Source organism: Succinivibrio dextrinosolvens DSM 3072, from assembly GCF_900167015.1.
GTDB classification, from domain to species: domain Bacteria; phylum Pseudomonadota; class Gammaproteobacteria; order Enterobacterales; family Succinivibrionaceae; genus Succinivibrio; species Succinivibrio dextrinosolvens.
Window position 1 is genome coordinate 27,093 of the sequence record NZ_FUXX01000022.1, and the last position, 16,002, is coordinate 43,094.

The 16,002-nt window shown below is 41.5% G+C and carries 13 protein-coding genes and 1 pseudogene; 3 read left to right on the plus strand and 11 right to left on the minus strand.

Annotated elements, in window-relative coordinates; genetic code table 11:
- Window positions 1-9: 9 nt before the first annotated feature.
- The 11 genes from B5D46_RS07130 to B5D46_RS07180 form a co-directional block, all read right to left on the minus strand.
- Window positions 10-1,245 (minus strand): protein-glutamate methylesterase/protein-glutamine glutaminase, encoded by a 1,236-nt coding sequence (locus B5D46_RS07130; RefSeq protein WP_078928878.1) that lies wholly within the window; start codon window positions 1,243-1,245, stop codon window positions 10-12.
- Window positions 1,246-1,254: 9 nt separating this feature from the next.
- The gene (locus B5D46_RS07135) at window positions 1,255-3,315 is read right to left on the minus strand and encodes a chemotaxis protein CheA (protein ID WP_078928879.1); all 2,061 of its coding nucleotides are present in this window, start codon (window positions 3,313-3,315) and stop codon (window positions 1,255-1,257) included.
- 19 nt (window positions 3,316-3,334) lie between these two features.
- Window positions 3,335-4,093: a protein phosphatase CheZ gene (locus B5D46_RS07140; RefSeq protein WP_078928880.1), complete on the minus strand. Its 759-nt coding sequence runs from the start codon at window positions 4,091-4,093 to the stop codon at window positions 3,335-3,337.
- Between the two features lie 8 nt (window positions 4,094-4,101).
- Window positions 4,102-4,485 (minus strand): chemotaxis response regulator CheY, encoded by a 384-nt coding sequence (gene cheY / locus B5D46_RS07145; protein WP_031492288.1) that lies wholly within the window; start codon window positions 4,483-4,485, stop codon window positions 4,102-4,104.
- 108 nt (window positions 4,486-4,593) lie between these two features.
- A complete protein-coding gene (locus B5D46_RS07150) occupies window positions 4,594-5,334 on the minus strand; it encodes an RNA polymerase sigma factor FliA (protein WP_031492287.1) in 741 nt (246 codons plus the stop codon).
- Between the two features lie 57 nt (window positions 5,335-5,391).
- Window positions 5,392-6,231: a MinD/ParA family ATP-binding protein gene (locus tag B5D46_RS07155; RefSeq protein ID WP_078928881.1), complete on the minus strand. Its 840-nt coding sequence runs from the start codon at window positions 6,229-6,231 to the stop codon at window positions 5,392-5,394.
- 31 nt (window positions 6,232-6,262) lie between these two features.
- Window positions 6,263-7,738 carry a flagellar biosynthesis GTPase FlhF gene (flhF, locus tag B5D46_RS07160; protein WP_078928882.1) on the minus strand — a complete coding sequence of 492 codons (1,476 nt, stop codon included), beginning with the start codon at window positions 7,736-7,738 and terminating at the stop codon, window positions 6,263-6,265.
- A gap of 310 nt (window positions 7,739-8,048) precedes the next feature.
- Window positions 8,049-10,133, minus strand: a complete 2,085-nt coding sequence (gene flhA, locus B5D46_RS07165) for a flagellar biosynthesis protein FlhA (RefSeq protein ID WP_078928888.1) — start codon at window positions 10,131-10,133, stop codon at window positions 8,049-8,051.
- Between the two features lie 170 nt (window positions 10,134-10,303).
- Window positions 10,304-10,639, minus strand: a complete 336-nt coding sequence (locus tag B5D46_RS07170; protein ID WP_078928883.1) for a YqcC family protein — start codon at window positions 10,637-10,639, stop codon at window positions 10,304-10,306.
- Complete coding sequence (ruvX, locus tag B5D46_RS07175; RefSeq protein ID WP_078928884.1) at window positions 10,632-11,051, minus strand: Holliday junction resolvase RuvX; 420 nt, start codon at window positions 11,049-11,051, stop codon at window positions 10,632-10,634. Before ruvX ends, B5D46_RS07170 begins: the two co-directional genes overlap by 8 nt.
- A complete protein-coding gene (locus tag B5D46_RS07180) occupies window positions 11,048-11,863 on the minus strand; it encodes an nSTAND3 domain-containing NTPase (RefSeq protein ID WP_078928885.1) in 816 nt (271 codons plus the stop codon). The genes ruvX and B5D46_RS07180 overlap by 4 nt, the downstream gene beginning before the upstream one ends.
- Window positions 11,864-12,377: 514 nt before the next feature.
- On the opposite strand from B5D46_RS07180, the gene B5D46_RS07185 reads away from it, so the two are divergent.
- The 3 genes and pseudogenes from B5D46_RS07185 to B5D46_RS07195 all read left to right on the plus strand — a co-directional run.
- Entirely contained in the window at window positions 12,378-14,018 is a 1,641-nt protein-coding gene (locus B5D46_RS07185; protein WP_159443048.1) for a C69 family dipeptidase, read from the plus strand.
- A gap of 12 nt (window positions 14,019-14,030) precedes the next feature.
- Window positions 14,031-15,635, plus strand: a complete 1,605-nt coding sequence (locus B5D46_RS07190; RefSeq protein WP_078928887.1) for a C69 family dipeptidase — start codon at window positions 14,031-14,033, stop codon at window positions 15,633-15,635.
- 187 nt (window positions 15,636-15,822) lie between these two features.
- A pseudogene (locus tag B5D46_RS07195) lies at window positions 15,823-16,002 on the plus strand (hypothetical protein); the annotation flags it as partial.

The following is a 16,002-nucleotide window of genomic DNA, read 5'->3' on the forward strand; positions in this document are numbered from 1 at the left end:
TTTCTGTTATTAACCCAGTTCTTTAACGATACAATCTGCAATCTCTCCCAAAGGAAGGACCAGATCTGTAACGCCAGCATTCACGATAGCCTGAGGCATACCATAAACAACACAGGTTTCCTCATTCTGAGCCCAGATGACAGCACCTAGCTTCTTTAAGATTGTGCAGCCTTCGCAGCCATCTGAGCCCATGCCGGTCAAAACCATAGCAAGGACCTTACCACCGTAAATCTTTGAAAGAGATGCAAAGGAAACATCAACACAAGGATTATATGTTGTTCTTCCAGTGTCACCGATAACACGGCATCTTACCTTTACACCGACTTTCTCAAAAATCATCTGAGTGCCGCCAGGTGCAATATAGCAGGTACCAGCTTCAAGAATGTCACCATCCTTTGCCTCAACCACATGCAGATTTGAAATAGCATCAAGTCTTGCAGCGAAGGTAGCAGTGAATGATGCAGGCATATGCTGAACAATTACAACAGGAACATTCAGCTTAGGCAGCTTAGGAATAATATCCTGAAGAGCAATAGGACCACCAGTTGAGCTTCCTATAGCAACAATTGAATGAGGCTTGCCTGACTTCTTAAAAGTAGTAGTCTCTGACTTATGGTTGCCAAAGGTAAACTTCAGTGCACTTGCTGGAGTGCCTGGGTTTGCAGCAAGCATTGCATTGATCTGATTATAGGCTTCCTTTGCAGAACCAGCAGTTGGTGCTGGAGTACTTGCAGTTGCACCTATAGGTGCTCGAGTTGCAGTTACAGCTGGTTTAGCAACAGTTGCAGATGAAGGAACAGTCTTGGTTGCAATGGTTGGCGAAGGAGCAGAAGGTCTGAAACCTCTTACACGACTTCGAGATACAGCCTTAATAGAAGCAATCAGATTTTTGATTGCATCCTCTCTTCGGTGAGCGATGTCATCGAAGTTTTTAGGCATAAAATCAACTGCACCAGCTTCCAGAGCCTTAAAAGTTGCAGTAGCACCTTCATGAGTTAGAGATGAGAACATAAGAATCGGAGTAGGATTCTTCTTCATGATCTCGGCAACAGCTGAAATACCATCCATTACAGGCATTTCAACGTCCATTGTAATTACATCAGGACGTAATTTAGTAGTTAGTTCAACTCCTTCCTTTCCGTCTTTAGCTTCTCCTACAACCTCCATAGTAGGGTCTGATTCAACAATCTCTCTTAGGCGCTTACGGAAAAAGCTAGAATCATCAACAATCAAAACTTTGGTCATAGGTTATCCTTATTCTTCGTTATTATTAGTTATTTCAGGAATGCTTGCTGGCGCATTCTCAGTATTCTGTTCATGTTCTACATGCTTGTCTGTCTGCAGAGGTACACGTTCTGCATCCTTGTGAGCATAAGCTCTCATCAGACCAGGAATATCCAGGATCAGTGCAATTCCACCGTCAGATGTGATGGTTGCACCTGCCATACCAGGAGTATGACGCAGGATTTCATCAAGAGGTTTGATAACAACTTCTTCCTGACCTAACAGTTCGTCTACAACAAAGCCGACAAGCTGTGCAGCTGAAACCTGAACCAGAACAATATGAGCCTTATTCTCCAGATATTCTTTGATTGAGACCTTTTCAAACCACTGTTTTAAGAAGAACAGAGGAATAGCCTTGTCACGGATAACGATGGTATTAAGACCATCAACGTTTCTCATTGAATCAAGGTCAAGATAGAAAATCTCTGAAACAGATGTCAGTGGTAAAGCGAAGGTTCTGTTTGAAACAGAAATCATCAGAGTAGGAAGAATTGCCAGTGTCAGAGGAACCTTAATCTCGATGGTAGTGCCTTTACCGTAGGTAGAGATAACATTTACAGTACCATTCAGTTTGGAAATGTTGGTCTTAACCACGTCCATACCCACACCACGACCAGAAATATCTGTAATCTCAGTATTGGTTGAGAAACCAGGTGCGAAGATCAGATTTAAAGCTTCAGCATCTGAAAGTCTGTCTGCTGCACCTTCATCCATCAGACCTTTCTTAACAGCGACAGTTCTTAAGATATCAGGATCCATACCCTGACCATCGTCCTGAATCTGTAGAAGAATATGGTCACCCTGCTGAGAAGCTCTCAATAAAACCACACCGGTTTCTGGCTTGCCCACTGCAACACGATCCTTAGGATCCTCAATACCGTGGTCACAGCAGTTACGAACCATGTGAACCATAGGATCAGCCAGAGCATCAACCAAGTTCTTATCTAATTCTGTATCCTCACCCTCCATTCTTAGCTCAATCTTCTTGCCAAGCTTACGTGCAAGGTCACGAACAACACGAGGGAATCTACCGAATACCTTCTTAACAGGCTGCATTCGGGTCTTCATAACAGAATTCTGAAGTTCAAGAGTTACGACATCCAGATTGGAAATTGCCTTTGACATATCCTGATCAGAACGTCTGGAAGCCATGTTTACCAAACGGTTACGAACAAGAACAAGCTCACCGACAAGATTCATGATATCGTCAAGAACCTGTGTTTCAACACGTACGGTAGTATCAACTTCAGGAGCTGCCTTTGCAGCATCAGTCTTGCCTGCTGGTTTAGCAGCAGGAGCGGCTGGTTTAGGAGCAGCAGCTGGAGCTGGAGCTGGTGCTGGATCAGGTGCTGGTGCTGGAGCAGGTGCAGGTGCTGCGGCTGGAGCAGCAGTTGGAGCAGCGTTCTTTGCTGCCTCAGACTGTGCAGTTGCGAGCATCTTATCAAAATCGGCATCGGTCGCATCTGCGGCCTTATTTTCATCACCCTCAGCGCCAGGAGCATGACCTTTACCATGCAACTGATCTAACAGAGCTTCGAATTCATCTTCGGTAATATCATCAACATCACCTGCTGGTGCAGCAGGTTCTGGCTCTGGAGCAGGAGCTGGGGTAGGCTCAGGAGCGGGAGCTGGAGCTGCAGCTGCAGGAGCTGCGCCACCGGCTGCTAGAGCATGTAATCTGTCGATAAGGTCCTGAGGTGCAGGATCAGGCTGCTGAGCATTCTTAACGGTATCGAACATTGATGTGATTTCATCATATGCCTGAAGAACGGCATCCATCAGATCAGGAGACATTGCAATGCGGGCATTACGCAGTTCATCGAACAAGCTTTCTGCAGCATGACAGATGTTAACCAGATTTGTTAACTGAAGGAATCCAGCACCACCTTTTACAGTATGGAAACCTCTGAAAATAGCATTAAGCAAATCCTTATCATCAGGTGTTTTTTCGATCTGGACTAGCTGTTCATTAAGATTTTCAATAATCTCACCAGCTTCTACTATAAAGTCTTGTAGAATTTCCTCATCCATTTTCAGGTCTCCGTTATTATTAGAATCCTAAACTTGCCAGCAAATCATCCACATCATCCTGAGTTGCGGCAATTTTATCTGACTTGAGAACATCTCCAGTTGCAGGTCCCTGTGGAGTAATTCCATTAACAGCATCGCTGTTCTCAAGGATTGAGTTCTTTTCCTCATCACTAAAATGGGTTAAGAACTGCAACAGTTTGTCTTCAACCTCAGATACAAGAGTAATCACGTTCTGAATCAGCTGTCCGGTCAAGTCCTGATAGTCCTGAGCAAGCAGAATCACATTCAACTGTTCAGAAACACTTGCTGCATTATCCTTCGTATCATGAATCAGGGTATCAACATTCCTGCACAGAGACACAAAATTATCTCTATTGATTCTGCCTTTCATCAGCGAATCCCATGCAGGTAGAAGTTTTTCAACCGAATCATTCAGTGTTTTCACCATCGGAGCACATGCCTCAACCGCATCAAGTGTTTTTGAAGCTGCTGCATCCGTCATCTGAATTATTGAGGTTAGTCTCTCTGACGCTCTAGGCATATCAACGTTCGCAATAACTCTTAAGCGCTCGTCCTCGGCAAACCTTTTGATAGCCTCATGCAAATCTCTAGTCAGATTACCAACCTGCTCATAAACCTCATCATTTTTCTGCTGACTAAAATTCTTTGAAAGTACCAGAAGCTTATCTTCAGCCTGCTCCTGCATACCACTTTCGAGCAAGTCCTTGATTTCTTCTAGATCTGCCACAGTTAACTTTCTGTGCTCTTCTCTAGACATAGCAATCCTTACTCGAATCGTTCAAAGATCTTATCTAGTTTTGTCTTCAAGGTTGCAGCTGTGAATGGCTTAACAATGTATCCGTTAACGCCAGCTTTAGCAGCTTCAACGATCTGCTCTCTCTTAGCCTCTGCGGTAACCATCAGAACTGGCATTGCCTTAAGTTTTGGACTCTGACGGATAGCCTTCAGCAGGTCAATACCCTGCATAATAGGCATGTTCCAGTCGGTAACAACGAAATCAAAGTCACCAGCTTCAAGCATAGGAAGCGCAGTTGCACCATCATCAGCCTCGTGAGTGTTGTTAAATCCAAGATCACGAAGAAGATTTTTGATGATTCGACGCATGGTTGAGAAGTCGTCTACAATAAGTATCTTGATATTCTTATCCAAGATAGTCTCCTTTTTACAGTTAAGCCTGTAATATTGGTATACCTCTATACTTATAGGGCCTAAGTCGTTAAAAAACCACTTAAATAGTATAAAAGTGTTAAATTAAACCTATTTTCCACTCCAATCTTTTAGCATTGATCGCAATCTTGCCATCGATTGAGACATCAGCTGACAGATTCTTGATTCACTAAGCTCCAGTACCTGCCCTATTTCCTTTAGATTTAGTTCTTCGTCATAGTACAGTGCCAGAACCTGCTGTTCTCGCTCCGGTAGTTTCTGTATAGCTTCTGCAAGTGAACGTTTAAACTTAGATGTTGCAAGAAGATCAAACAGTTTATCTTTTCTGTTGTCATTCCCCTCTGCTATTACATCGTCAGTTACTCCAAGATCTTCAATACCAACCATCTGGCTAGATGATGAATCCAGTAGCATCTGGTTGTACTTATCCAGATCTACTCCCAGTTCGTCTGCTATTTCAATATCTTTTGGTTCTCTACCTAACTGGTGAGATAGTTTTGTTATTGCGCTCGAGATACTTCTCGCATTCTGATGAACAGAACGTGGTGCCCAATCGTTCTGTCGCATTTCGTCAATCATCGCACCTCTTATTCTTATGGAAGCGTATGTTTCAAATACAGCACCACGCCCATCTTCAAAGTGGGTTATCGCATCCATAAGTCCAATCATTCCTGATTGGATTAAATCATCAAGTTCTACGCAGGCAGGCAATCTGGCCTTAAGATGCAAGGCAATCCTTTTGACCAGTGGCGCATATGTATCCACCATCTGGGCCATATCAATCTGGACCTGTGCCTGATAGGCCTTAGCGCCATTTACCAATCCTGCCATAACACTTTCTTTTTCTTTAAATTTAATATCTTATATATATAAGAATAATTGTTATTATTAATTTTTCTTGTCGGCGGAGATCAAATTTTCAACAAAAAATTCCAAATGACCGCCCGCTACATCAGGAATTGGCCAGGTTGTAATTCTGTTTGCCAGAGTCTTAAATGCTCTTGCAGCAGGAGAAGTCGGGAACAGATCAACCACACAAGAACGCTGTCTGATGGACTTTCTCATATTCATATCAACAGGAATACAGGCCACAAGCTCTAAGGTAGCATCAATAAATCTTTCTGTTACTGCAACCAGTTTCTGGTACATCAGTTTACCTTCATCAAGAGAATGAAGCTGGTTACCGATAATCTTGAACTTCTTAACACCATAATCTCTTGATAGAACCTTCATCTGCGCATAGGCATCAGCTACAGATGTAGGCTCATTGCATACAACCATCAGGACATCCTGAGCAGCACGGCAGAAGGAAAGAACCATGTCAGAAATACCTGCGGCAGTATCAACGATGAAGTAATCGATATCTTCATTTAAAGTAGAGAAAGCTCTGATCAGACCTGCATGCTGTTCCACAGTCAGCTCAACCATCTGCTTTAGACCAGATGAAGCAGGAACGATTCTCAGTCCGTGAGGTCCTGTCTGCAGAATATCCTTCAGCTCACACTCACCGTTGAGAACATGACCAAGATTCTTGTCTACTTTAAGACCAAGCATAACGTCAATATTCGCAAGACCTAAGTCAGCATCAAAAAGCATTACCTTTTTTCCCAGAAGAGTTAAGGCAACAGCAATATTTAAAGACACGCTTGATTTACCAACACCGCCTTTGCCACCTGTTACAGTGATAACCTTTACTTTACGTTTGTTGGTTTTTTCGTCGATAGCCATTTGCTTACCTTCTAATATTAAATAAAATCTTTTATAAGACAGAATGCTCTAAGGCAAACTTCGCTACATCACTTTCAACACTGCTTAAAGCCTTGATTGCAAGTGCCCTGGCATCAGGGACCTCAAGATCCTCCGGCACTCTCTGTCCGTCTGTAACATATGAAAGCATAAGTTTCTGCTTGATACATAAGGATAAGGCATCAGCCAAAGACTCGCTTTCATCAATTTTAGTTAGAATTATTCCTTTAAGTCCGATATTTGAGAAATGCTCATAGGCATGCTCTAAAACCTTTCTCTGAGCTGTTGCAGGCAGTACAAGATAGTGTTTCATTTTGAGTCTTGACTGCTTTTTCAGGGCATTTACCTGACTTTCAAATCTCTCATCATGCAAACCAACACCTACGGTATCAACTAGAACCAGACTCTTATCCCTCAGGGTATAAAGCATTTCTGGAAGTTCATCGATTGACTTGATAGCAAAGGTCGAGCATCCCATGATGCGACCGTAAGTCTTTACCTGTTCAACAGCGCCTATTCTGTAATGATCAGCTGTAATTAAGGCAACTCTGTCAGGTCCGTATTTCATGACAAATCTGGCAGCAAGCTTTGCAATAGTGGTTGTTTTTCCAACACCTGCAGGCCCAATTAAGGTAACGATACCGCCATCAGTCACAATTTCATCGCTACCGGTTTTAATTCTTCTTTCAAGATTCTGAGCAAGCTGACGCCATGCAAAATTGAATGAGGCATCAGAATCTATACTCTCAGATAATTCATTTGAGATTGATTTATCAAAGCCGGATGACAGCAATAGCTCATAAATCATTGCCTTGACAGGCTCCTCTCTCTTTTTGGTATCAGACATCAGTCCTGCAAGCTCAAACTGCAGAAGACGTCTTATGGAGTCTACATCGTGGCGAAGCTGTTCAATCTCTGTTTTTTCTGATTCAGATTCTTTTGATATGTAAGAGGAAATACCGTGAGAAGTCTCAACCTTCTTTTCCTTTTTCTTCTCGTCCTCTTTAATAAACAGATCACGAAGTCCGGTCTGTTCTGATAAAGGTGCAGGTGCTTTGGCTTTTGTCTTCTGAGGCTGTGCCTTGGCAGTGGCAGTCTTTTTCTGAACTGTCTGCTCACTACCCTGCTGCTGGCGCTCTAAAATCTCCAGGAGACTCTTGGCAAAAGCTTCTGACTTACTGCCACCAACAGTCTTTGAAGAAAGCTTACTCTCAGGCTTTGACTTTGATGATGCGCTTAGGGTTACCTCATCATCGGCAATAATTCTTGATAATGGTGAATCGTCATGAATATTGGAGGTAATCTGTCCTTTCTGCTTTGCTGAAGTTTTCACTGGTACTGGGGCAATATCGCCTTCAACGCCTGCGATAATTTCGACGTTAGGACCAACGCGTTTGTTAGACATGATTACAGCTTCTGCACCCAGCTCTTCCTTTATCTTAGCCAGTGCAGTTCGCATGTCCTTTGCAACAAAGCGCTTAAGTTTCATTCTCTATCAGTATGTTTCTCACGAAATATAATCAATGAAAATACACACTGCCTCCAAAAAGTATTATGTTTTGTTTCCGTATCTGACGTTTTTTTATTCTATTTTAACTAATTATAAAATAAAAATTTTGTTTTTCATCTAGTTACGATTTTCAATAAAAAATAAAAACAAGTCAATAAAGGCAAATTAGAAAAATATCAATATTGTTAAGTACATTAAGCAATTGCTGATAAATGTAAAATATATTTAAGTGCTCTCTGAAAAATAGAACATTTTTTCAGATTTACCAAAAAAATTATAAAAATATCTTCTATCTTCCGATTCCGATGTTCTGCTGATTCTGGTTGTTACCGATAACAGAAACAATCTTAATCTGTTTATCATCAGGGATTTCCTGATATGAAAGAACTCTAAGTCCAGGAATAGTGTTCTTTACAAATCTTGATAAGGTTGAACGCAGAATTCCAGAAGTCAGAAGAATTGCAGGTTCTCCTTCCATTTCCTGGGCCTGAGTTGCATCCATAAGAGATCTCTGAATTCTGTCAGCCATACCAGGCTCAATACCGATCCCCTCAGAACCTCCAGTCTCAAGTGACTTGTGAAGGACTTTCTCAAGTTCAGGTGCAAGTGTAATTACAGGAATTACATTCTCTGAGCCCACAATATCCTGAATAATCAGACGTCTTAAACCAATACGGCAGGCTGCGGTAAGAACCTCAGGGTCCTGACTCTTAGGACCATACTCTACCAGAGTCTCAAGCACAGTACGCATATCTCTGATTGGCACACCTTCATTTAAAAGGTTCTGCAGAATATGGGTTAGAAGACCAAGATTTACAACAGATGGAATCAGACCATTTACAAGCTTAGGCTGAGATTTTGCAACAATATCAAGAATATTCTGAACCTCTTCCTGACCGATAAGTGAAGCACAGTTGTTAGCAAGGATCTGAGACAAGTGTGTTGCAATAACGGTTGAACAGTCAACAACGGTATAGCCTAAACCTAAAGCCTTATCATTATCTGTTTTGCTGATCCATACAGCATCAAGACCAAAGGCAGGATCTTTTGCCTTTATGCCGGGAATATCACCGAATACCTGCCCCGGGTTGATGGCCATATCTCTTTCAGGCTGAATTTCAGCCTCACCATAGGTCACGCCCATAAGAGTAATTCTGTAGAAGTTAGGACCTAAATCCAGATTATCTCTAATGTGAACAGGAGGGATCAGGAAGCCTAAATCCTGAGACAGCTTCTTTCTTACACCCTTAACACGGTTTAAAAGCTCACCGCTCTGATTCTTGTCAACCATAGGAATAAGACGATAGCCAACCTCAAGTCCGATGACATCAACCTCTGATACATCATCCCATGACAGCTCCTTCATATCAGGAGTTGGTTTGGCAGCAGCGGTTGCGATTGATTTATCCTTTTCTGCCTGAGCCTTTTTATTCTCGACATAGCGCAGAGCTAAACCGATAGCAGCACATAAAGAAGATAACAGCAGAAAAGCTACATGAGGCATGCCTGGGACTATACCCATAACAAAGAGAATACCAGCAGAAATAAGCAGTGTTTTAGGTTTTGAAAACAGATCGGTTACAACCTGCTGGCCCATTTCCTGCTTTGAACTACTCTGACGGCTGACGATAATTGCAGAGGCTACAGACAAAAGCAGTGATGGGATCTGTGCTACCAGACCGTCACCGATTGTCAGCAAGGTGAAAATAGATGCAGATTCAGCAACTGTCAGATTAAAGTTGAAGGTACCGATAATAATACCGCCAACAAGGTTGATGGCCATAATCAGAAGACCTGCTACAGCGTCACCTTTAACGAATTTCGAGGCACCGTCCATGGAGCCGTAGAAGTCAGCCTCACGGGTAACCTCAAGACGTCTTTCACGTGCCTGATCCTGATCAATGATACCGGCATTAAGGTCAGCATCAATGGACATCTGCTTACCAGGCATAGCATCCAGAGTAAAACGGGCGGAAACTTCAGCAATTCTTCCGGCACCGTTGGTAATAACCTTGAAGTTAATGATAATCAGAATGGCGAAAACAATGATACCTACGGTATAGCTACCGCCCATAACCACATTACCGAAGGATTCAATAACCTTACCTGCAGCTGCAGTACCATTCTGACCGTTTAGAAGAATCACACGGGTTGATGCAACATTCAAAGACAGACGTAGAATTGTCGCCATCAGAAGAACTGCAGGGAATGAACCAAAATCAAGAGGCTTTTGGGAATAGATTGAAACCAGAAGCACAATCATTGACAAGGCAATGTTGAAAGAGAACAGAATATCCAGAAGAAAAGGTGGCATTGGCAGAGTAATCATGGCCAGACAGGCTAATACCAGAATAGGAGTACCAACCTTAAGCATTGATACTTTCTTTAGCGTTGTCGAGCCGATTTCTAGGCCTTTTGCAACTTTCTGATTACTCTTTGCCTTAGTAAGTGCAGGTCCTAGAAAATTTACTTTATCTTTAAGTGCCACGTGTCAAAATTCCGTTCAGACTATATAGTTACAAGACTTAGAAGCAAATAGTGTGCCTAGCTTTTGAAAAGTTTATCAAACTCCATGAGTTTTTGAATAAGCAGTTTATATTCTTGCCACTTACCTCTATATATTTCCTGAGCATACGGATGGATGCTAACATTTTTAGGCAAAGGTGCACTGCTGTTTACAATCTCAATCATTTTAGGAATGAGAACAAACTGAAGCCACTGATGAAACTCCATTGTGTCCATAAAAAACGGGGTCTGACTCAAAAATGCCTCATCAGCAGGTCTGTTTTCAGCATCAGACCATAGATTAAGATTCTTAAGTTCTTTTTCTATCTCAGACAAAGCCAGAATAATTGTTGCTTCTTTAGTTAACTTAGACATGTTCTGAAAAATACTGTTCTAAAATGGTAACTGCTGACAGAGAATCAATAGCCCCCTTGTCTTTTGCAAGAGCTCTGAATCCACCGCGCTCAAATATCTCCTCCTTTGCAGAGGCCGAAGTAAGTCGCTCGTCAATAAAGACAACCTCTTTTTTGTATTTTTCCTTTAATCGGTTGCCAAACTTTCTGGCCTTAAAGGTCATCTCCTGCTCTGTTCCATCCATATTCAGAGGAAGACCTACAACAAAAACAGCAGGAAGCCAGTCTCGAACAAGCTTATCTAAAGCATCAGCATTTGGAATTCCATCCCTGGCCTGAATAGATTTCTGAGGAGAACAGGTCCTGGTGGTGGTATTTCCTGTGGCCACACCAATATGATGAAGGCCAAAATCAAAAGCGAGGATCGTACTCAAATTAAATTCGCTCCTGCAAAGGATATAGGTGATCTGCGTGAGTTACCGAAAAGGGCTGCTCCCATAACGTTGTATTCCTTTAGTGATTCGAAGATCTCATCTCCAAGCATTCCATGCAGAGCATTAGGAACAACCGTAGTAGTGATAACCAGAGGTAGTCTTCTGGCACGGCGTGTTCTTAGAAGATCAGGAATAACCTGCTTATCAAATGCTGTAATCTTCTCATTGTTCTGACACAGAGAATCGATAATCAGAAGATCAACTGAGCTCAGACGATCCCATCTTGTAGACTTCTCCTCCACATCAACAGTTGTATCAGTGGAACTTGGAGTTCTGCAGCGCTTTATCTCCTGATAGGAACAGATCTCAACATCCTTCCATAACTTGTTCAGGTAATAGTTGGCTATACAGTTTGAAAGCACTGTCTTACCCGAACCAGGATTTCCTGACAGAAGAAACAGCTGAGGCTCCGAGTCAAGCTGAACTGCAAGTGAAGATGAAGCACAGAAGCCTTGAGCGGTTGTTACAGCCTGATTATTGAACTGGTCCATCTGAATCCTGTCAAAAGTGTATTCAGGATTGACTCTGTGAGACTCATATACAGAATTTATAAAATTTCTGTGATTCTCAGATCTTCTCTGGGCAATCTCTTTACTGGCCTCAATTGCTTCCCTTCTACGAATCTCTCTGATATCAAGATCAGAATTGTCAACTGAGTCAAAGTCAAAATGCTGACCTGACAGTTGCTCAATTGCATTTACTAAAGTTTTAAAACCGTTTTTAACGGTACCTTTCTTTTTTAAATCTGACATAGACTACTCTTTGCTCTGTGTATTCTGCCGCGTTCCAGAGTATTAACTACAAACTGATATTAACGCCAGGATCAATTCTTTCATAAATCCTGCCTGTTTTTTGAGAATCTCTATCACAAGTGTAACAGATTATATATTTTTTCGTGATGTATCACCGTGTCCGAGCAGGTGTTTTAACATTAAAGTCGAAAAAAGTTTATCCTATATTGAACAACTGGAAATTGTACTTTAAGAGATGATTATAGGCTAGTCCAGGTGACTTATTTTCGCATTAGGAAAAATTTGATAGTCGCCAAGGCTGATATATATCAAAAAATAAAAAATTCATGCTGTGTTAAGTCACAGTATTTTCACCTTTGAATATGATTTTTTTACAAGAAAACTTATTCTAGTCTTATTAAAAATACGAAAAAGAAAAATATATTCACAGCATATGATTAAGTTAAATAAATTATTTACGGCACTTGTACTTTCAACAACCTCTATCCTCAGCACAGCCTCCGCAGGAACAGTTATGTATGTGTCACCTCAGGCAAGTGACAACGGTACAGCATATCTTTCATTCAGTATAGACAAAAAGGTTTCTCCAAATGTTCTATACGTTGAAGCAGCAGATCACGAATCAGATGAAATGCGAGAGATTTATGAGAACGGAGATCCTTCTCTCAAGTTTCTAGGACAGATTCCTCAGGTTAATCATACTTTTGCCTATATCAAGACCGAATACGGAATCATCAATGAAAACTCGCTGATGGTGGGGTTATGTGAAAACACAACCGCGCTCAAGGTAAATTCAAAACCATCTGAAAAAGCAATTCTCTCTCTGCAGGAGATTACAAAACTGACTCTTGAGAGATGCGTAAAAGCTGCAGATGCTATTGCCATGATTGGCCAGATGATTGATACCTACGGATATTACGGATCACCAGCCACCCTGGTTGTAGCTGATAAGGAAGAAGGTTTTGTTATTGAGCTTATGCCTGGAATAACTCGAGCCGGCGGTTACCATGTAGCAAGAAAAATTCCACAGGGACATTTCTTTGTGGCTGCAGATCAGTTCAGAATTCAGGCTGTAGATAAGAATGACAGCGATTTTATCTTCAATGAAAATCTTGTCTCAAGAATGAAGCAGGAGGAGATTGCGCAGCTTACTTCAGGCAATCTTAACTGGCAGCGTTCAGTAAAAGGTACCGAGATTAGACCTTATTATTCTCTGCGCAGAGTCTGGAGAGCTATGGCTAATGTCGCCCCATCCAAGAACTTTTCTCCTTGGGTAAGCGGCTGGGCTACCACAGCTTATCCTTTTTCTGTAATGCCAGATAATAAAGTGTCTCTTTTAGATTTAATCTCATTAACCAGAGATACCTATACTGGTACACAGTTTGACAATGCAACAAAAGGAACAGGTGGTCTTTTTGCAACACCTTACACTCATGAGAATTACGGTGAAAGATCTATTTCAAATGAGAATACAACCTATACATTCATAAGTCAGGCAAATAAGCTTACACCTTCTGCCATCACCTGGCTGTCTTTAGGTCCTTCTGGTCAAGGAACCTATGTTCCGCTTTGTGTCGATAAAATTCCATCAGTCTATGCTGATGCAAGCAGAACAGAATATGACGAACGAAAAATGTGGTGGCTCTCCAAACGTATTTCCTATCTGACTGTAGGCTACTACTCAAGTCTTTCGGATATGCTCAAAACCAGAGTCCTGGAGCAGGAGCAGCATTCTCTTACTCTAATCAATCATTCCAAGGGACTTCCTAAGGAGAGATTCAATAAAGTTATTGCCAACAATTCACGAACTGCCTTCAATAGAATGCAGAAACTGTATGAAAACCTTCTGGAAAAACATGACGGTGGATATATGCTCCGTTACGCAGAAGGTCATAATCCTAAATTCATACCTGTAGACAGCTATAAGAAGCATGAGGTTGTCCACGTAGATAAAGAAAAGGAAAAAGCAGAGGTTGAAACTCAGGTTAAGACTGAATCTACCACCAGTGCAAAGAAAGGAGGAATTCCTTTCTACAACGCAATCGGTCTTGAGAAAATGCCAGACAAGATTGATATGAATGTTTTCTCAAAGATTATAAGCACAACCTCAGAGTATCTGAAAAAACAGAACGAAAAAGACCAAAAGAATAAATAAAAAGGGATTGATATGAAGAAATATATAGTTTCAGTTATTGCAGGCTTTATTGCATGCGCTATAAATTCATCATATGCATGCACCACAATGATTATTACCAAGGGAGCATCTGCAGATGGCTCACTTTATATAACCCATTCGAATGACGGTTATACAGGAGATACTTCTGTTGTTTATGTTCCTGCTGCAGACCACAGAAAAGGAGAAATGCGTCAGGTCTACCCTTCTGCCTGTGCAAGAGAGGCATATCCAGACTACAACTGCGACTATACTCCAAGACTAAATGTAAAAGGAAGAGGTCCTGACTATTCATTCTCCGGTGTTCCTATTACCGAATCTCTAGGAGAGATACCTCAGGTTGAACATACCTACGCATATCTGGACAGTAACTACGGTATTATCAATGAAAAGGGTCTGATGCTTGGTGAATGTACAGATAATTCTGAGTACATGGGTTATGTAAGACCTGATGCAGGTACCGGTCTATTTTACTCCTCAGAGCTAGGTCGTGTTGCTTTAGAACGCTGCACTACCGCAAAGGAAGCTGTTCTTCTGATGGGAGAACTTATTGATGAATATGGTCTGTGGGGAACCGCTGAAACCCTTATCGTAGGAGATAAGGAAGAAGGCTGGGTTCTGGAGATGATGCCAAATCCATCTGGAAAAGGTGGCTTCTGGGTTGCACAGAAGGTTCCTGACGGAGAATTCTTTATTGCAGCAAATCAGTTCAGAATCCGAGAACTTGATGCAAATAATCCCGATCAGATCTTCTCAGATCATCTGATTGAAGATTTAAAAGCCATCGGCTGGGCCGCCTTTGACAAGGATGGCAGACTTGACTGGCTGCGTTCAATTAAATCAATTGAACATCTTCACCCATACTACTGCCTGCGTCGAGTCTGGAGAGCAATGGATCTTGTGGCTCCATCAAAACACTATCCTGCATGGGTTGAAGGATATGACACCAAGGCTTATCCATTCTCTGTAAAACCTGACAAGCCAATTACACTAAATCAGATTATGGAGATCCACAGAGATTCATATGCTGGTACAGAGTTTGAGTTCGCTACCAAGGCTACAGGTGGACTGTATGGATTCCCATACTGTCATGCAGCTTATGATAAGGAAAGAGTCTTAAGTACCCCTGCTATTTCATATATCTGGATTAACCAAAATAATGACCGACTGCCAGCACCTGTTTCATGGCTTGCATATACATCACCAGCTGAGAGTCTTTACGTTCCTCTGCCTGTTGCACCTATTACAGAACTTTACAGCAGAGTAAACAGAAAACAGTATGATGACTCCAAGTTCTACTGGAACGTTTCAAATGTTGGAAATCTGACTCGTGCATATTATTCAATTCTGGCTCCAGAGGTAAAGAATACAGCTCATAGAATTGAAAAAGCATCACAGGATCTGATTGAAAGCTCTCTTGGTCTTTCCGGTGAGGAATTTAATAAAGTCCTGCTGGAGAATGCTAAGGCCAATCGTGAGGAGTGGATTACTCTCTATCATAGACTTTTAGCTATTTTAGATACAGATAGCCTAAAGTATCAGAAGGGACACATCCCAAGGAACTATGCTCCAACCTCATACGAGAAAATTGAGAATTAGATTATTTGAAAAGATATCGGGAAGGAGGGTGACTAAAAAGGTCGCCCTCTATTTTTACCTAAATTTTGTGGTTTTATTAACATTATTGATAATATTTTTATATTAAAACTTTATCTATTTCCTTGATATACAAAGTTAATATACTATACTTAATAATATAAAGAGTTATATTATTGGTAATATAGTTATGGATAAAGAAGATCTTTTCAAACCCTATATTCAAGATGATTTAGCCTTACTTCCTCCTTGTATTGGTGATTTTATCTCCCCTTCAGATCCCGTCAGACTCGTAAGTACAATTGTTGATAAACTTGATATCTCCAATATTCTTAAAGATTACAAAGGTGGTGGCACTACCAGTTATCAT